Annotated in this window: 15 protein-coding genes and 1 other RNA gene; 4 read left to right on the forward strand and 12 right to left on the reverse strand. The window is 62.7% G+C overall.

The features are described 5' to 3' along the window. Positions 1–10: 10 nt before the first annotated feature. The 7 genes from PSV33_RS13800 to PSV33_RS13830 all read right to left on the reverse strand — a co-directional run bounded on the left by PSV33_RS13800 (position 11) and on the right by PSV33_RS13830 (position 7,121). Positions 11–529: a hypothetical protein gene (locus PSV33_RS13800; protein ID WP_300562724.1), complete on the reverse strand. Its 519-nt coding sequence runs from the start codon at positions 527–529 to the stop codon at positions 11–13. A gap of 148 nt (positions 530–677) precedes the next feature. Further along, a complete protein-coding gene (gene glnA, locus PSV33_RS13805) occupies positions 678–2,093 on the reverse strand; it encodes a type I glutamate--ammonia ligase (RefSeq protein ID WP_300562726.1) in 1,416 nt (471 codons plus the stop codon). A gap of 236 nt (positions 2,094–2,329) precedes the next feature. Beyond that, positions 2,330–3,154: a molybdopterin-binding protein gene (locus tag PSV33_RS13810; protein WP_300562728.1), complete on the reverse strand. Its 825-nt coding sequence runs from the start codon at positions 3,152–3,154 to the stop codon at positions 2,330–2,332. 16 nt (positions 3,155–3,170) lie between these two features. Further along, positions 3,171–4,097, reverse strand: a complete 927-nt coding sequence (locus PSV33_RS13815; RefSeq protein ID WP_300562730.1) for an EI24 domain-containing protein — start codon at positions 4,095–4,097, stop codon at positions 3,171–3,173. Between the two features lie 133 nt (positions 4,098–4,230). After that, positions 4,231–5,199: a sterol desaturase family protein gene (locus tag PSV33_RS13820; RefSeq protein ID WP_300562732.1), complete on the reverse strand. Its 969-nt coding sequence runs from the start codon at positions 5,197–5,199 to the stop codon at positions 4,231–4,233. Between the two features lie 4 nt (positions 5,200–5,203). Next, positions 5,204–6,022, reverse strand: coding sequence for a polysaccharide deacetylase family protein (locus PSV33_RS13825; protein ID WP_300562734.1), 819 nt, complete (start codon positions 6,020–6,022; stop codon positions 5,204–5,206). Between the two features lie 154 nt (positions 6,023–6,176). Next, the gene (locus PSV33_RS13830) at positions 6,177–7,121 is read right to left on the reverse strand and encodes a YncE family protein (protein WP_366945603.1); all 945 of its coding nucleotides are present in this window, start codon (positions 7,119–7,121) and stop codon (positions 6,177–6,179) included. A gap of 157 nt (positions 7,122–7,278) precedes the next feature. Between PSV33_RS13830 and PSV33_RS13835 the strand changes: the two genes are divergently transcribed. Then, complete coding sequence (locus PSV33_RS13835) at positions 7,279–8,058, forward strand: alpha/beta hydrolase (RefSeq protein WP_300562736.1); 780 nt, start codon at positions 7,279–7,281, stop codon at positions 8,056–8,058. 83 nt (positions 8,059–8,141) lie between these two features. Here PSV33_RS13835 and PSV33_RS13840 read toward each other — a convergent pair whose 3' ends face one another. Next, positions 8,142–8,870: a 16S rRNA pseudouridine(516) synthase gene (locus PSV33_RS13840; protein ID WP_300562810.1), complete on the reverse strand. Its 729-nt coding sequence runs from the start codon at positions 8,868–8,870 to the stop codon at positions 8,142–8,144. A 164-nt stretch (positions 8,871–9,034) separates the two neighbouring features. Here PSV33_RS13840 and PSV33_RS13845 point away from each other — a divergent pair, with 164 nt between their 5' ends. Next, positions 9,035–10,315: a phosphatidylserine/phosphatidylglycerophosphate/cardiolipin synthase family protein gene (locus PSV33_RS13845; protein WP_300562737.1), complete on the forward strand. Its 1,281-nt coding sequence runs from the start codon at positions 9,035–9,037 to the stop codon at positions 10,313–10,315. Between the two features lie 115 nt (positions 10,316–10,430). Here the strand turns inward: PSV33_RS13845 and ssrA are convergent. From ssrA to ompA, 4 genes are all read right to left on the reverse strand, one after another. Beyond that, positions 10,431–10,817: a transfer-messenger RNA gene (gene ssrA, locus PSV33_RS13850) on the reverse strand. Between the two features lie 12 nt (positions 10,818–10,829). Next, positions 10,830–11,495: an HAD-IA family hydrolase gene (locus tag PSV33_RS13855; RefSeq protein ID WP_300562739.1), complete on the reverse strand. Its 666-nt coding sequence runs from the start codon at positions 11,493–11,495 to the stop codon at positions 10,830–10,832. A gap of 12 nt (positions 11,496–11,507) precedes the next feature. Continuing rightward, entirely contained in the window at positions 11,508–12,215 is a 708-nt protein-coding gene (gene ubiG, locus PSV33_RS13860) for a bifunctional 2-polyprenyl-6-hydroxyphenol methylase/3-demethylubiquinol 3-O-methyltransferase UbiG (protein ID WP_300562741.1), read from the reverse strand. Between the two features lie 69 nt (positions 12,216–12,284). Then, on the reverse strand, positions 12,285–12,917 hold the full coding sequence (gene ompA, locus PSV33_RS13865) for an outer membrane protein OmpA (RefSeq protein ID WP_300562743.1): 633 nt from the start codon (positions 12,915–12,917) through the stop codon (positions 12,285–12,287). Between the two features lie 253 nt (positions 12,918–13,170). Between ompA and gyrA the strand changes: the two genes are divergently transcribed. Continuing rightward, positions 13,171–15,819 carry a DNA gyrase subunit A gene (gene gyrA / locus PSV33_RS13870; protein WP_300562745.1) on the forward strand — a complete coding sequence of 883 codons (2,649 nt, stop codon included), beginning with the start codon at positions 13,171–13,173 and terminating at the stop codon, positions 15,817–15,819. Continuing rightward, on the forward strand, positions 15,819–16,406 hold the full coding sequence (locus PSV33_RS13875; protein WP_300562747.1) for a DUF2059 domain-containing protein: 588 nt from the start codon (positions 15,819–15,821) through the stop codon (positions 16,404–16,406). The genes gyrA and PSV33_RS13875 overlap by 1 nt, the downstream gene beginning before the upstream one ends. The last annotated feature ends 81 nt before the right edge of the window (positions 16,407–16,487 follow it).

Consider the following 16,487-nt stretch of genomic DNA (forward strand, 5'->3'; position numbering starts at 1 on the left):
GCAGAACGTCTTACTGACGGACGGTGTTTGCGGGCAAACGGGAAATTTCGCGCTTCAGGCCGGCGATGTCGCTCTCGTGGCGCGCGATGCTTTCCTTCATTTCAGCCACACGGTCGAGGTAGCGCTGGTAGTTGCGCCCTTCGATGCCCTGCTTCTCCGGCTGGCCGTTGTTGAACTCTTTCTGCTGCTCGGCAAGCCGCTGCTCCGCCTTCTTGAGTTCGGACTCCAGGATGGCGCGTGTGTCGCTGTCCCGGGCGCGTTGTGCTTCGTTGGTCGCGGCGGGCGATGCCTGCGCCGCTGCCGCAACACGTACTGCAGGCCGGCTCTGTGTCAGACCCTGGACCACCGTCACATTGCCGCCTTCAATCAGCCTGCAGCCGCGCGACTGCGCATCCTTGGCATTGTTGATGTATTCGGGCGCTGCGCCTTCCTTGCCGCCACAGCGGTAGATGCGCTCCTGCGCGAACGCGGCGGACACGCTGCCTGCGAGAAGAAGGGTCGAAATTGAAAGAAGTACTGTAGGTTTCATGCGTAACCCCAAGCGCCTGTTAGGGCAAGGACGGTCTGTCAGTATCCCGCAAAGGTGTCGAAAAGCAAAATCGGCGACAGGATAACCATGCGGCCCAATGAAAAAGGACGGCTTTCGCCGTCCTTTTTTGACCACAGACTGTAAAAAATTACAGTGAGTAATACATGTCGAACTCGATCGGGTGCGTGGCCTGGCGCAAGCGCGTGACCTCACCCATCTTCAACTCGATGTAGGCGTCGATCATGCTGTCGGAAAACACGCCGCCCTTGGTCAGGAAGCTGCGGCCCACATCCAGTGCGTCCAGCGCCTGGTCCAGGCTGTGGCAAACGGTTGGAATTTTTGCATCTTCCTCGGGCGGCAGATGGTACAGGTCCTTGGTGGCGGCTTCGCCCGGATGGATCTTGTTTTCCACGCCGTCCAGGCCGGCCATCATCAGGGCCGAGAAACCGAGGTACGGGTTCATCAGTGGATCGGGGAAACGTGCCTCGATACGGCGGCCCTTGGGGTTGGCCACGTAGGGAATGCGGATCGAAGCCGAGCGGTTTTTCGCCGAGTAGGCCAGCTTGACCGGCGCCTCGTAACCAGGAACCAGGCGCTTGTAGCTGTTGGTGCCGGGGTTGGTGATGGCGTTCAGTGCGCGTGCGTGCTTGATGATGCCGCCTATGTAGTAAAGCGCGAAATCAGACAGGCCGGCGTAACCGTCGCCGGCAAACAGGTTCTTGCCGTCTTTCCAGATCGACTGGTGCACGTGCATGCCAGAGCCGTTGTCGCCCACGATGGGCTTGGGCATGAAGGTGGCGGTTTTGCCGTAGGCATTGGCCACGTTCTGCACCACGTATTTGAGGATCTGCGTCCAGTCGGCGCGCTGGACCAGCGTGCTGAACTTGGTGCCGATTTCATTCTGGCCGGCGCCAGCCACTTCGTGGTGGAACACCTCAACGGGGATGCCCAGCGATTCGAGGATCAGGGACATCTCGGCGCGCATGTCCTGCGTGCTGTCGACCGGGGGCACGGGGAAGTAGCCGCCCTTGACGGTGGGACGGTGGCCGCGGTTGCCGCCTTCGAGCTTGGCGCCCGAATTCCAGGGGGCTTCGTATTCTTCGATCTTGAAGAAGGTGCCCGACATGTCGGTGTTCCAGCGCACGTCGTCGAAGATGAAAAATTCCGGCTCGGGACCGAAATAGGCGGTGTCGCCCAGGCCGGAAGCCTTGAGGTAGGCCTCGGCGCGCTGTGCGATGGAGCGCGGGTCGCGGTCATAGGCCTTGCCGTCGCTGGGTTCGAGCACGTCGCAGCTCATGAACAGCGTGGTTTCTTCGAAGAACGGGTCGATGTTGGCCGTCTTCGGGTCAGGCATCAGCTGCATGTCGGAAGCTTCAATGCCTTTCCAGCCGGCAACAGAAGAGCCGTCAAAGGCATGGCCCGAAGTGAATTTGTCTTCGTCAAAGTGGGACACAGGCACGGTCACGTGCTGCTCTTTGCCCCGGGTGTCGGTAAAACGGAAGTCAACAAACTTGACTTCGTTTTCCTTGACCATTTTCATGACGTCTGCGACGGTCTTTGCCATCAGAATCTCCTGTTGCTGGATGGTGGTTAAAAAATTGTTTCGGCGTGGTCGAATGCACTTTTTGTGCCAAACCTCCCTCGCGGGTGTTTGCCGGTGATTTAAAGCCAAGCCCCTGATTGTGCCGTCATCCGGCCTCTGTTTGGGGGCGGGCGGCCTGGCAAAGCCGCAAAAGCGGCGAGAAAATTAACGCACCACGAAAGTGCAAAAATAGATCTGCACCTTATCGGTGCAATTTATCACCGCACCAATTCAGGGCCCAACTTGGCATCAAAAGTGTGCAGCCCCGCCAGCAGCGCCGGGTAGGCCGCGTTGACAGCATCGGGGGCGCCCTTGACGCCCAGCTCGATATGCCGGCCGTACTCGGGGTGGTCCACGCTGGGCAGGCTGAACACCTTGACCCCGCTGTGGCGGGCCTCGATGTCGAGCATCAGAGGCGTCAACGCGGCTTCCATCGCCCCCATGACGATGACCGACTTTTCCGAATAAGCCAATTTTTGGTGCAAGCCCGCATAGTGCGTGTCCAGCAGCCATTCGACCATGGGCCAGGCCATGACGGGAAACCCCGGCATGAAGTGAACGGCGCCCACCCCGGCTTGGACACTGAAACCCGGGATCTTGTTGTAGGGGTTGGGAATGATGGCGGCGCCGGCCGGAAACATGCCCATGTTCAGGCGGTGGATGTTGTCGTGCCGGTCCGGCTCATAGGGCACGCCCTGCTCCCTGGCGATGTCCTGCATGCGCTCCCGGATCAGGCGCTCGGCCTCGGGGTGAAGCGCCAGTTCCACGCCCAGCGCACGGGCGGCGCACTGGCGGGTATGGTCGTCCGGTGTGGCACCAATGCCGCCGGTGCAAAAGACCACATCACCCGAGGCCCGTGCGGCGGCAAAAGCGCGCGCCAGCGTGGCCGTGATGCGTTCGGGGTCGTCGCCCACGTAATCGGCATAACTGAGCGGCAGGCCGCGTGCCGCCAGCAGTTCAATGACCTTGGGCAGGTGTTTGTCGGCGCGTTTGCCCGACAGGATTTCGTCGCCGACGATGATGAGTCCGAAGTGTGTGGTCATGGCAGTAACAGGAAAATCATGGCAGGGAGCCGGGCCGACCACCCGGTGCCCCCAGTGTCGGCGCAGGCCCCGTGGAGCCCTGGGGCAGAAGTTCGTCAGCTATCGTTTCAATAGCGTCCTGCGCAAGGGCGTCGGGGGCCAGGGCATTGTTCTGTTTGCGAAGCTGCTCCAGCGCCGCCAGGCAGTAGTGGGAAAACCAGAGGGACGAAAAGGCAAACACCAGGGTGTAGATCCAGATCGCCACCGGCACAAGAATGGGCGCCATGGCGATGAACATCGCGCCTGAGGCCCAGATCAGGCTGGGCGCGGCGCCCAGGTAGCCGCTGAGCACGCCGATGCCCAGCAGGCTGCCGCGGTGGCGGCGAAACAATTCGCGCCGTTCTTCGGCGCTCGCATGGTCAACCAGCGCGTCGTAAGCCATCACGCGGTAGGTCAGCCAACCCCAGATCAGCGGCGGCAGGATCAGGATCAGCGGCGGGACCAGCCACAGCGGCATCGAGACGACCAGCGCGATGGCGGCCAGCAGGGTCGAGCTGAGCGACCAGAACAGGCTGGCGATGAGGGAACCGCCCTTCTTCCGCTCCAGCATCGGAAAACGGCGCTCGGCTACCAGCGCGACCATGGCCGGCGTCATCAGCAGCGCGACAAACAGCAGCGCAGCAATCACGATCACCGGAATCGCCATGAAAAGCAGCAGCGCAGGTGCCAGCACCACCCGCAGGTTGCCCAGCCCCAGGCCCTCGAGCCAGCGCGCCATGGTGCTCAGCAGCTCATAACTTTCCAGGCCACTGCGCACGGCGGCCAGGGCGTCTTCCCAGAAGAAGTAGCCCAGCCCGAGCGAGATGACGACCATGATGATCAGCGGCAAAAACGACAGCGCAATCACCCGCGGGTGCAGGCAGTACGCCACCGCGCGCCAGAAAGAGTCCAGGAGTTTGCTCATAACTTAGTGTAGCCCCCACGGTCGCTCACTGCGTGTAGCGCCCTGCCCACGAGGGGGCCGCTGCGCCTGCGGGCCGGCAAAGCCCGACCCGCGGCCCCTGCTTGAATGAAGACGAAGATGCACCCCGCCAGGTTCAGGCCTTGTTAAACAGGCGTTTCAGCCCCAGCCACTGCTGCGACCAGAAACCGCGGCCGTAGTCGCGCGACTGCTCGACCTGGTCGCGTATGCCGGTCGGCTCGTAACGCCCCTCGAAGTTGGCGGTGCCGAAAAACAGGTCCCACCAGGGCAGCAACACCCCGAAGTTGTGGCCCCTGGCGGTGTTGTTGCCCGCCGGCTCATGGCCGGTGCCTATGCTGTGGTGCATCCGGTGAAAACGCGGGCTGACCCAGAGGCGCTCGCCCACTCGCCCGAACCACAGCCGCACATTGGCATGCTGCAGGCTTTCGCTGAGCTGGGTCAGCGCCACGATGGCGATGAACTGGCCGGGCGCCACACCGATCAGCTGCGCGGCCAGCACCAGCAGGCAGTCGACCGCGATGTCGTCGAGCAAGTGGTTGCGGTTGTCGCTCCACATCGTCATCTGGCGCTGGGCATGGTGCAGCGAATGCAGGCGCCACCAGATATCGAGTTGATGCTGGCCGCGGTGAATCCAGTAGCCCAGGAAGTCAAACGCCACCAGGTAGATCAGGAAGCTTGCCACCGCGCCGTCGGTCACGCCGGGCCAGAGCTGGTCGAGGTGAAAAGTGCCGTAACCGGCGGTGCGCAGGACACCAAACAGCTCGTCAAAAACCGGCTCCAGCGTGAGGAACAGCGCAATGCGAAACAGGCCGAGACGGTGGATCAGGGTGTACAGGATATCGGTGCGCACGGTGGCGCGGTCCTGCACCGGCTCCACCGGCCGCCAGCGCTGCAGCGGGCCGAACACCAACAGCAACACCAGGATCTGAAGGACGCCGACCATGAACCAGGCCGTTCCCAGAAAGGCGTCCTCCAGAAAGTTGGCCAGGCCCAGCGCAAAGAGGGCCGGCTGCACCACAGTTTCGAACAGCCATTGCTGCACGGCAGAAAAGGCGTTGCTCACCGGGTCGATCAAGCTGTCCATGGTGCTATTTTGCCGCGGGGGGCGCCGTGACGGGCCCGCTGCGTCCGACCCAGGCCTGGTAGCGCGGGTGCTCGCGCAGCGTCGCAAAACAGAAGCCGCGCTCCTTCAGCCCGACGATCAGCGGCTCCAGCACCGCGGGCGCCCAGGGGTCCTGGCGCGACCAGATGCCCAGGTGCGCCAGCAAAATGTCGCCGGGCCGGATGTCCCGCAGCGCCTTTTTCAGCAGCAGCTCGTTGGGATAGGTGCCGCTGGGCAATTCGTCGCCCAGAAAGCCGGCGGGCGACCAGCCCACATGTTCGTAGCCGCAGGCTTTGGCCGCCGCCAGCAAGGCCGGCGAGGTCTTGCCGCCCGGTGCCCGGAACAGTGGCAGCGGCTTCTTGCCGGTGATGGTTTCCAACCTCGCGCTGGCACGACCGATCTCTTCGCAATACTGCGCGGCCGTCCAGGTGGCTTCCCGGCCCTCGGACGGGCCGGCCGAGGGCTTGATCCTGAACTGCACCGGCCCGCCCGCCGCCGGCCGCACGTCGGCGCGCCAGTAGCTGTGGTCCCAGGTGTGGGAGGCAAACTCATGGCCCTCGGCGGCGCGGGCCTTCCACCAGGGCGCCCAGGCTGCACCCAGGCTGCCGTCGCCGGTTTTTGTCCGCTCGTTGGCAGCAAAAAAGGTGACCTTGACCTGGTGTTTGGCGAGAATGTCCGCGATCAGCGGCGCCACTTCCATGTGGCCGGTGTCCAGCGTCAGGTACACCGGCTTGCCGGGTTTGCCTTGAGCATCAAAACAGCCGCCAGCCCATGCCGGACGTGCGCCAGCAGCTATGAAAAACATAGCAACCAGAAACGCCACAAGAGACCGAACCGTGTTGGGCGCCCCAGGGAGGTATTCAGACCAGCCGGGGCCGCGGGTCCGGCTTTGCCGGCCCGCAGGCGCAGCGCCCCCCTCGGGAGGCAGGGTGCTACACGAAGTGAGCAACCGTGGGGGCCTATCTAGGGGCGTGGTCAAGTGTCCAGACACCATGAGGGCTCTTTCCAACATCGACCTGGCGCACCACCTTGCGGCTGGCCATGTCGATCACCGTGAGTTTGCGCGCCCAGCGCGAGGTGACGTAGATGAATTTTCCGTCGCGCGAGACATCCATGCAGTCGGGCCCGCCGGGTGCCGGGTAAACGTCCACCACCGCCATGGTCTGCAGGTCGATCTTGCTGATGGAGTTGCCCACCCGGTTGCTGACCAGCACATGGCGACCGTCGCCCAGCGCGCGAAAGGCGTGGGCGCCAGCGCCGGTCTTGATGAGGCGGGTGCGCTGCGGCTGCATGCCGCTCACGTCGTAGACCTCGACCGAGTCGCTGCCGGTCAGCGCGACCAGCAGGAATTTGTTGTCGGCCGTGCCGAACACGTCGGCAGGCGTCAGCCCCGTCGGCGTGCGCCACTTGATGGTCTGGGTGGCCAGATCAATCGCGACCAGTTCGTCGCTGTCCTGCATCGAGGAATACACGGTGGTGCTCTTGCTGTCTATCCACAAATGGCTGGGCGTCCGGCCAGTGGGGACGCGTTTTGCCAGCGTGACATCGGCGCCGTCCCAGCGGTAGATGTCGATGTGGTTGAGGCGGTTGGCCGCCGTGACAAACCACTTCATGTCGGGCGAGAAGCGCAGGTGGTAGGGGTCGATGATGCCGCGCACCACACGCTGGACTTCGGCGGTCCGGGGGTCGATGAAGGTCAGCGTGTCGGACAGCGCGTTGGCCACAATCACCGATTTTTCGTCAGGGGTGAGGTACAGATGGTGCGGCTGCTTGCCGGTGGGGATGCGCCGGGTTTCCGTCCAGTCGGCCGGATTGATCACGCTCACGCTGTCGCTGAGCGAATTGAGCACCAGCAGGGGCATGGTCGAGGTCGGCGTTGAAGGCGGGCTCGGGGTCTGGGCCAGGACAGCGGCACCGGCCAGGCAGGTGCCCAGCACGGCGGCAAACAAACGGAAGGGGAAATTCACGCAGCGACTTTCTTCGGACAAGCGGCAAGTTTACCGGCAGGCCTTTATCAACGCGCCAGGAGCCCCGCCCGCTTACATCCCTTACGATCAGGCAATGAATTTTGTCGAGATTGCCGGCACCCGGCTTGAAGTGCAATCCATCGCCGGTCCGGCCGGCCTGGCGCCTCTTGTTTTCCTGCACGAAGGCCTGGGTTCGGTCAGCCTGTGGACCCAGCGCGGCCGCAACTGGCCGCAAGCCGTCTGCCAGGCCACAGGCCGGGCCGGCCTGGTGTATTCGCGGCGCGGTTATGGCCAGTCCGACCCGGTGCCCGAGGTGCGCGGCGCCGGCCGGCTGGCGCCCGACTACATGCACCGCGAAGCCTGGGAGGTGTTGCCGGCCCTGCTGGCCAGCCAGCGCATCGACCACCCGGTGCTGCTGGGCCATTCGGACGGCGCGAGCATCGCCCTGCTCCATGCGAGCCGGCACCCGGCGAGTGCCGTCATCGCCATGGCGCCACACCTGATGGTCGAAGACATCGCCGTGCAGGCGATTGGCGAAGCAACAGCGGCCTTTGAGTCGGGAGGATTGCGGGAAAAACTGGCCCGCCACCATGCCGATGTGGAGAGCGCTTTCTGGCAATGGAACGACGTCTGGCTGTCGCCCGGCTTTCGCAGTTTTGATATCCGGCCCGACTGCCGGCGCATCAGCGCACCGCTGCTGGCCATCCAGGGGCTGGGCGACGAATACGGCAGCATGGCGCAACTCGACGAACTGGCCCTGGCCGCGCCGCAGACCGTGCAACTGCGGCTGCCCGATTGCGGGCATTCGCCACAACGGGATCAGCCCGACCGCACGCTGGAAGCGGTGGCCGCCTTCCTGCGGCTGTTGCCGTGATGCTATTGATTCAGTAGCTGTCTGCGCCCGCTGCATAAGGGTCGGAGGCAGTTTTTATCATCAACCTCAGGGGTTGGCGGCACTCAGCCAGCAATGCTGGCCAGGTCCTGCGCCGTCAGCCAGCGCCACTGGCCGGGCTGGAGGTCGGCCGGCAGGTCCAGCGAACCGATGCGGGAGCGGTGCAGGCCCGCCACGTCTTCCACCCGGTTGCCCACCGCCGCAATCATGCGTTTGACCTGGTGGTACTTGCCTTCGGTGAGCGTCAGGCGCAAGGTCTGCTCGCCGGTTTTTTCGCAGGCGGCAGCGCGCACCGCTTTGGGGTCGTCGTCCAGCACCACACCCGCCAGCAGCTTCTCGACCTGTTGGTCGTCCACCGGGTGTTTGGCGGTGACCTCGTACACCTTGGGCACATGGTGTTTGGGTGAACTCATGCGGTGGATGAACTTGCCGTCGTCCGACAGCAGCAGCAGGCCGGTGGTGTCCTGGTCCAGCCGCCCGACGGCCTGCACACCAGCGGCCGCGCCGCCGCCGCGCTGGCGGATCGGCGCCGGCAGCAGGGTGTAAATGCTCGGGTAGGTGCTGGGTTTTTGCGAACACTCGTAGCCGGCCGGCTTGTGCAGCATCAGGTAGGCCTTCTCGTGGTATTCCCAGTCCACACCCTGGACCGTGAACTGCAGGCCATCCGCTACAAAATCCATAGCTGGTTCCGTACAGGGGACGCCGGCTACGGCCACAAAACCCTGTTGAATCAGGCCGGCGCAGACGCGCCGCGTGCCAAACCCCTGGGAGAAAAGAATGTTCTGCAATTGCATGTTTTTTGCCATGCGCCTATTGTCGCCGGGCCGGACAGGGTGCTGACCTACCGCGCGACAGCCCGTCGGCTTTCAGCGGTGGCCCGGTCATCTGGATAAGCTTTTCCCGATCGACGCCACCGAGACTGGCGCGACTTTTCCGCCAGCCCCATTTCACCACCGCCATGAAAAAAAACCGCCCTGTGCTGACCATTCTGCTCACCTTCCTGATCACCGTGGCCGGTGTGCTGCTCGTCCTGAATTTCAGCACCGGAGAAACCAAGGTCAACCGCGAGTTGCCCCGCCTGTATGCCACGCAGGACCCGCAGTTCCGGCGCGCCATGGGCGCCCTGCTCGGCCCCGCCCTGGTGGGCGGCAACCGGGTACAGGAGCTGCTCAATGGCGACCAGATCTTCCCCGCCATGCTGCAGTCCATCCACGGCGCGCAGCGCAGCATCACCTTTGAAACCTACATCTATTGGTCGGGCAACGTGGGCCGCCAGTTTGCCGACGCCCTGGCCGAGCGCGCCCGGGCTGGCGTGAAGGTGCATGTGCTGCTGGACTGGGTAGGCAGCGCCAAGATCGATGACGCGTTTTTGCAGGAGATGGAAGCCGCCGGCGTGGAAATCCGCAAGTTCCACAAGCCGCACTGGTACAACCTGGCGCGCATGAACAACCGCACCCACCGCAAGCTGCTGGTCATTGACGGCAAAACCGGCTTCACCGGCGGTGTGGGCATTGCGCCCAAATGGACAGGCGCCGGCCAGGACGCCGAACACTGGCGCGACTCCCACTACCAGCTCGACGGCCCGGCCGTCGCCCAGATGCAGGCGGTTTTCATGGACAACTGGCTCAAGGTCACGGGCAAGGTGATGCACGGCGAAGCCTACTTCCCTGCCCTGCAGGCGGTCGGCAACAGCGACGCCCAGGTGTTTTCAAGTTCACCCTCGGGTGGCAGCGAGAGCATGCAGCTGATGTACCAGCTGTCCATCACCGCGGCTGGGAAAAGCATCGACCTGTCGAGCGCCTACTTTGTCCCCGACGAGCTCACCACCCGGGCCCTGACCGATGCGCTCAAACGCGGCGTCAGGATCCGCATCATCACGCCCGGGGAAATCATCGACACGGACACCGTGCGTGCGGCGTCCCGGGGCAGCTGGGGGCCGCTGCTGGAGGCCGGAGCGCAGATCTACGAGTACCAGCCCACCATGTACCACTGCAAGGTCATGATCGTGGACCAGCTGCTGGTCTCGGTCGGCTCGACCAATTTCGACAACCGCTCCTTCCGCCTCAACGACGAGGCCAACCTCAACGTCTACGACGAGACCTTCGCCGCGCGGCAGACCCGGGTGTTCGAGGACGACCTCAAACGCTCCCGGCAAATCACCCATGAGGAATGGGCCAACCGCCCCCTGAAGGAAAAGCTCATGGAACGGCTGGCGCTGCTGCTCGAGTCCCAGCTCTGAAGGCCGGGCAGATGTCTGGCAGTCACCAAACCCCGCTATCGACCGGTCCGGGCTACGATGGGCCAAAGAAAAAGGCCGCTGACTATCTCTAGTTAGCGGCCTTTGTATTGGCATATGGTGGAGCTGGGGGGATTTGAACCCCCGTCCGCAAGCCTTGTTCGGGCAGATCTACATGTTTAGCGGTCTGATTTGAGTCTCGCCACCTGTGTCGCGCAGTCGCACGCTACACAGGACGCCAGCACCCTATTTTCTTGCCCCGGGTTAAGGTACCCAGCCCGGAGCCAGCCGATGAAATTATCTTTACAGCCGGGAGCATTCAGCTTGCGCTAAACACCCCTTGCCCAGCCCATCGGCCTGCTGTTGTAAAGCTCACTGGCAATTAAGCAGCGAGTGCGAAACGTTCGTCGTTTGCAGTTAGTTTGTTTGAATCAGTTTTACGAGCACACTCAGCTCGACATGCACCACACCGCGTCCGAACCCACGTCGAAACCAATGCAGCCCCAAGCCGGGTAGTTTAAGCCATCCGCAGCAAATTCAAGAGGGACGACGGCGAAACAATGGTGGCGTCGGCTTTCCAGTGCCGGGTATCGGCCAGCGCTCCGAGGTAACCATAGGCTGCGGCCACGGTCGGCATGCCAGCGGCGCGACCGGCGACGATGTCCCGCTCGTCATCGCCGACATAAACACAGCGCCCGGGCTGGAGCTGGAGCTGACGGGCGGCTTCGAGCAAGGGCGCCGGATGCGGCTTGGCGTGCGGCGTGGTGTCGCCACTGATAATGGTCTGCGCGGAGCCAAACAGCGGCATCCTGCGTGTCAGCGGCAGGGTAAAACGCGCCGATTTGTTGGTCACCACGCCCCACTTGAGCCCGGATCGGTCAATTTGTGCGATCAGCTCAACCACGCCGTCGAAGGCATAGGTGCGCTCGGTCATGCAGGCTTCGTAATTGGCAAAAAACTCTTCTTTCAGGTCGCCGTAACCGTCATCGTCGGGCGTGAGGCCGAAAGCAATGCCAATCATGCCGCGTGCACCTGCACCGGCCATGGGCCGGTAGTCGGCCAGCGGCAGCGACGCCAGACCACGGTCGGTACGCATCTTGTCGGCTGCGGCGCCCAGGTCGGGTGCACTGTCGATCAAGGTGCCGTCGAGATCGAACAGCACGGCCTCAATATCAGTGAACATCGGCTCCATCAGTCAGGGTTTCTGCGTGGCCAGCATGTAATTGACGCTGGTGTCGGCGCTGAGCCAGTAATGCCCGGACAGCGGGTTGTATTCCATGCCCTTGGTCTGCTGCAGGTCGAGCCCGGCACGGCGGCAATAGGCGGCCAGTTCGCTGGGCTTGATGAATTTGGCGTATTCGTGGGTGCCGCGCGGGAGCAGGCTCAATACGTACTCGGCACCGACAATGGCAAACAGAAAGGCCTTGGCATTGCGGTTGATCGTGGAAAAGAACACCTGGCCGCCCGGTTTGACCAGCGTCGCGCAGGCCCGCACCACGGAGGACGGGTCGGGCACGTGTTCGAGCATTTCCATGCAGGTGACGACATCAAAGCTCCCCGGCTGCTCGGAGGCCAGTGCCTCGGCACTGATCTCCCGGTACTCGACACCCTGGGTATTGGCCTCGAGCGCATGAAGCTGCGCCACCTTGAGCGCCTTGGTTGCCAGGTCGATGCCCAGAACATGGGCGCCCCGGCGGGCCATGGCATCGGCAAGAATGCCACCCCCGCAGCCAATATCGAGGACACGCTTGCCCTGGAGCGGCGCCAGGCCTTCGATCCAGCCCAGCCTCAAGGGATTGATCTGGTGCAGGGGACGAAACTCGCTCTCGGTGTCCCACCAGCGGTGGGCCAGATCGGAAAATTTGGCCAGTTCGGCCGGGTCTGCGTTTTCAGTGGTGTGCATGGATCTGATTATCGCCCGCCCATAAAAAAACCGCGCCGTAGCGCGGTTTTTTAAGTGATCCTTGAAGGATTACTTGTTGGCGCGGGTGCCAACCACTTCGATTTCCACGCGACGGTTCTTCGCGCGGCCTTCAGCAGTCTTGTTGTCAGCAACTGGCTGTTTCTCGCCTTTGCCTTCAGTGTAGACGCGGTTTTTCTCGATGCCCTTGGACACCAGATAAGCCTTCACAGCCTCAGAGCGGCGAACCGACAACTTCTGGTTGTAGGAATCGCTACCCACTGCGTCGGTGTGACCGACAGCAATGATGACTTCCAGGTTGATGTCCTTGATCTTGCCGACCAGGTCGTCAAGCTTGGCTTTGCCTTCAGGCTTGAGCACAGACTTGTCGAAGTCAAAGAACGCGTCAGCGGCGTAAGTGACTTTGGTGGCTGCGGGAGGAGCTACCGGCGCAGCAGCGGCTGGCTTGGCAGGAACTGCTGCAGGAGCGGGAGCCGGGGTAACGACAGGGACAATAGCGCCGTCGCAACCTGGAGCGGCAGTCGCCGGGGTCCAGTTGGCATCGCGCCAGCAGTACTCGTTGGTGCCGTTTTTCCAGACCAACTCGTTGGTGCCGTTTTTCCAGTTGTCAATTGTTTGTGCACCAGCGGCGGTTGCAAGCGCTGCGGAAGCAAACAACATTGCCACTTTGTTGAGTTTCTTCATGGTTCTCCTCTAGAGAAAAGCCGCAGACTTGCTGCGATTGGATACACGCCGTGAGTGACCATCACTCAAAGCGTTACAGTTATTGTGCCATAGCTCATTGACCGTTCAAGCGCGCTAGCGGCTTCGTCTGACACAGAATCGAGATTCTTTGTTTTTTGTTGCGGACTTGCCACACCCCGATCAAGCCCAACTCAGGCCTTAAAATCAGCAGGCTTATCTCCCTGCGCGTTGCAATATCCTTTTCAGGCCTCTCATGACCCAGTTTGCCAAAGAAACCCTGCCCATCAGTCTTGAAGAGGAGATGCGGCGCAGCTACCTGGATTACGCCATGAGCGTGATCGTGGGTCGCGCCCTGCCCGATGCGCGCGACGGCCTCAAGCCGGTGCACAGACGCGTGCTGTTCGCGATGCATGAGCTTAACAACGACTGGAACCGGCCTTACAAGAAATCGGCCCGTATCGTCGGCGACGTGATCGGCAAGTACCACCCGCACGGCGATCAGTCGGTTTATGACGCGATTGTCCGCATGGCCCAGGATTTTTCCATGCGCCACATGCTGGTGGACGGCCAGGGCAACTTCGGTTCGGTGGACGGTGACAGCGCCGCGGCGATGCGTTACACCGAAGTGCGGCTGTCCAAGATCGCCCAGGAGATGCTGACCGACATCGACAAGGAAACCGTCGATTTCGGGCCCAACTATGACGGCAGCGAAAAAGAGCCGCTGGTGCTCCCCTCCCGCATACCGAACCTGCTGATCAATGGCTCTGGCGGTATTGCCGTTGGCATGGCCACCAACATTCCGCCGCACAACATCAACGAGGTCGTGGATGCCTGCCTGCACCTGCTGAAAAACCCCCAGGCCAGCATCGACGAGCTGATGGAAATCATCCCGGCACCCGACTTCCCCACCGCCGGTATCATTTACGGCATCAACGGCGTCAAGGATGGCTACCGTACCGGCCGCGGCAAGGTCGTGATGCGCGCGCGCTGCCACTTCGAGGACATCGACAAGGGCCAGCGCCAGTCCATCATCGTGGACGAGCTGCCCTACCAGGTCAACAAGAAGACCTTGCAGGAGCGCATGGCCGAGCTGGTCCACGAGAAAAAAATCGAGGGCATCAGCCACATCCAGGATGAAAGCGACAAGTCCGGCATGCGCCTGGTCATCGAGCTTAAACGCGGCGAAGTCCCCGAGGTCGTGCTGAACAACCTGTACAAGCAGACGCAGCTGCAGGACACCTTTGGCATCAACATGGTGGCTTTGGTCAACGGCCAGCCCAAGCTGTGCAACCTGAAGGACCTGATCCAGGTGTTCCTGTCGCACCGCCGCGAGGTGGTGACACGGCGCACGGTGTTCACACTGCGCAAGGCGCGCGAGCGCGGCCACGTGCTGGAAGGCCTGGCCGTCGCGCTGGCCAACATTGATGACTTCATCGCGATCATCCGCAACGCGCCGACACCGCCGGTCGCCAAGGCCGAACTGATGCTGCGCCCCTGGGACAGCAGCCTGGTGCGCGAGATGCTGACCCGCACCCGCGCGGACGGCGGCGTGGTCAATGCCGACGACTACCGCCCGGACGGGCTGGAGAAGGACTTCGGCATGGGCAGCGACGGGCTGTACCGCCTGTCTGAAACCCAGGCCCAGGAAATCCTGCAGATGCGCCTGCAGCGCCTGACCGGCCTGGAGCAGGACAAGATCGTCGCCGAGTACAAGGAAGTCATGGCGGAAATCGACGACCTGCTCGACATCCTGGCGCGTCCGGAACGTGTCTCCACCATCATTGGCGAAGAACTCGCCGTCATCCGCCAGGAGTTCGGCCAGTCCAAGCTGGGCCTGCGCCGCAGTCAGGTCGAGCACAGCTCGTTCGACCTGAGCACCGAGGACCTGATCACGCCGACCGACATGGTGGTCACGCTCTCGCACACCGGTTACATCAAGAGCCAGCCGCTGTCCGAATACCGGGCCCAGAAACGCGGCGGCCGCGGCAAACTGGCAACGGCCACCAAGGAAGACGACTGGGTGGACCAACTCTTCATTGCCAATACACACGACTACATCCTGTGTTTCTCCAACCGCGGCCGGCTTTACTGGCTCAAGGTCTGGGAAGTGCCAGCCGGCTCGCGCGGTTCGCGTGGCCGGCCCATCGTCAACATGTTCCCGTTGCAGGAAGGCGAAAAAATCACGGTGGTGCTGCCGCTGACGGGCGAAAAACGCAGTTTCCCGGCTGACCAGTATGTGTTCATGGCGACCAGCATGGGCACGGTCAAGAAAACCCCGCTGGAAGACTTCAGCAACCCGCGCAAGGCCGGCATCATCGCCGTGGACCTTGACGATGGCGACTACCTGATCGGCGCCGCGCTGACCGACGGCAAGCACGACGTGATGCTGTTCTCCGACGGTGGCAAGGCGGTGCGCTTCGATGAAAACGACGTGCGTCCCATGGGCCGCAATGCCCGCGGCGTACGCGGCATGATGCTCGACGAAGGCCAGGGCGTGATTGCCATGCTGGTCGCGGAAGACGAAGCCCAAAGCGTGCTGACGGCCACCCAAAACGGCTACGGCAAACGCACCTCCATCCAGGAATACACGCGCCATGGACGCGGCACCAAAGGCATGATTGCCATCCAGCAAAGCGAGCGCAACGGCAAGGTCGTCGCTGCCACCCTGGTGCATGTGGACGATGAGATCATGCTGATCACCGACAAGGGTGTGCTGGTTCGCACCCGGGTCAGCGAGATCCGGGAAATGGGCCGCGCCACCCAGGGCGTCACGCTGATCGGCCTCGACGAAGGCTCGCAGCTCAGCGGCCTGCAGCGTATCGTGGAAAACGATGCCAGCCTGGACGACAATGACACAGACACTGACTCAGGCGAAACCGCCTCCAACCCGGAAACGAATTGATGAAAAAACTGCTCACCACCCTCCTGATTGCCGGCTGCGCCTTCTCGGCTGCAAGTCAAGCCCAGACGGTCGACCCCAAACTCGAATGGGCCACCCGGCTGGTCGCCCTGCAGCAGGGTCCGGATCTGGACAACCTGGTCGAACAGCTGGCCGGCGGCGCCACCCAGGACCTGATCGCCGGCTGGGAATCCAGGCTTGAAACCTCGGTTCCCGCCGCCAGACAGGCCAAGGTCACCGAAGACCTCAACGCCGAGCTTGCCAAGTTCGCAGCAGACGCCAACAAGATCATTGTCAGCAAGGTGAGTCAGGCCAACCGGGATGCCCTGGTGCCGGCCTACATGGACCGTTTCACTCTGGAAGAACTCAAGCAACTCACCGCTTTTTTCGACTCCCCTGCCGTCAAGAAATACAAGGCCACCACCCCCGATCTGGTAGGCGTCTTCGTCAACAAACTGGTGGAGAGCTCCAAAACCGAGATCCAGGCCCGCGCCAAGCAGTTCAATGAAACCGCCACCAAAATCGTGGGTGCGGCACCAGCGGCCAAACCTGCGGGCGCCGCACCGGCGGCCAAACCCGCGAAGAAATGACGCGGGGTCGTTGCCCCCAGCCGGCGCGCCGGCGCCCAACTTTCCAACCGTGCGGCGCCCTTTCGCCCGCCTGGCTTGAGA

This window comes from Polaromonas sp. (genome assembly GCF_029945895.1).
Classification (GTDB): Bacteria; Pseudomonadota; Gammaproteobacteria; order Burkholderiales; family Burkholderiaceae_C; genus Polaromonas.

What these genes read in the sequence shown, in the direction of transcription:
- PSV33_RS13835 (WP_300562736.1), top strand. Translation starts at nt 7,279, where the DNA reads ATGAATTTTGTCGAGATTGCCGGCACCCGGCTTGAAGTGCAATCCATC.
- ompA (WP_300562743.1), bottom strand. Translation starts at nt 12,917, where the DNA reads ATGAAGAAACTCAACAAAGTGGCAATGTTGTTTGCTTCCGCAGCGCTT.
- PSV33_RS13810 (WP_300562728.1), bottom strand. Translation starts at nt 3,154, where the DNA reads ATGACCACACACTTCGGACTCATCATCGTCGGCGACGAAATCCTGTCG.
- PSV33_RS13800 (WP_300562724.1), bottom strand. Translation starts at nt 529, where the DNA reads ATGAAACCTACAGTACTTCTTTCAATTTCGACCCTTCTTCTCGCAGGC.
- PSV33_RS13875 (WP_300562747.1), top strand. Translation starts at nt 15,819, where the DNA reads ATGAAAAAACTGCTCACCACCCTCCTGATTGCCGGCTGCGCCTTCTCG.
- PSV33_RS13820 (WP_300562732.1), bottom strand. Translation starts at nt 5,199, where the DNA reads ATGGACAGCTTGATCGACCCGGTGAGCAACGCCTTTTCTGCCGTGCAG.
- PSV33_RS13845 (WP_300562737.1), top strand. Translation starts at nt 9,035, where the DNA reads ATGAAAAAAAACCGCCCTGTGCTGACCATTCTGCTCACCTTCCTGATC.
- glnA (WP_300562726.1), bottom strand. Translation starts at nt 2,093, where the DNA reads ATGGCAAAGACCGTCGCAGACGTCATGAAAATGGTCAAGGAAAACGAA.
- PSV33_RS13825 (WP_300562734.1), bottom strand. Translation starts at nt 6,022, where the DNA reads ATGTTTTTCATAGCTGCTGGCGCACGTCCGGCATGGGCTGGCGGCTGT.
- PSV33_RS13840 (WP_300562810.1), bottom strand. Translation starts at nt 8,870, where the DNA reads ATGCAATTGCAGAACATTCTTTTCTCCCAGGGGTTTGGCACGCGGCGC.
- ubiG (WP_300562741.1), bottom strand. Translation starts at nt 12,215, where the DNA reads ATGCACACCACTGAAAACGCAGACCCGGCCGAACTGGCCAAATTTTCC.
- PSV33_RS13855 (WP_300562739.1), bottom strand. Translation starts at nt 11,495, where the DNA reads ATGTTCACTGATATTGAGGCCGTGCTGTTCGATCTCGACGGCACCTTG.
- PSV33_RS13815 (WP_300562730.1), bottom strand. Translation starts at nt 4,097, where the DNA reads ATGAGCAAACTCCTGGACTCTTTCTGGCGCGCGGTGGCGTACTGCCTG.
- gyrA (WP_300562745.1), top strand. Translation starts at nt 13,171, where the DNA reads ATGACCCAGTTTGCCAAAGAAACCCTGCCCATCAGTCTTGAAGAGGAG.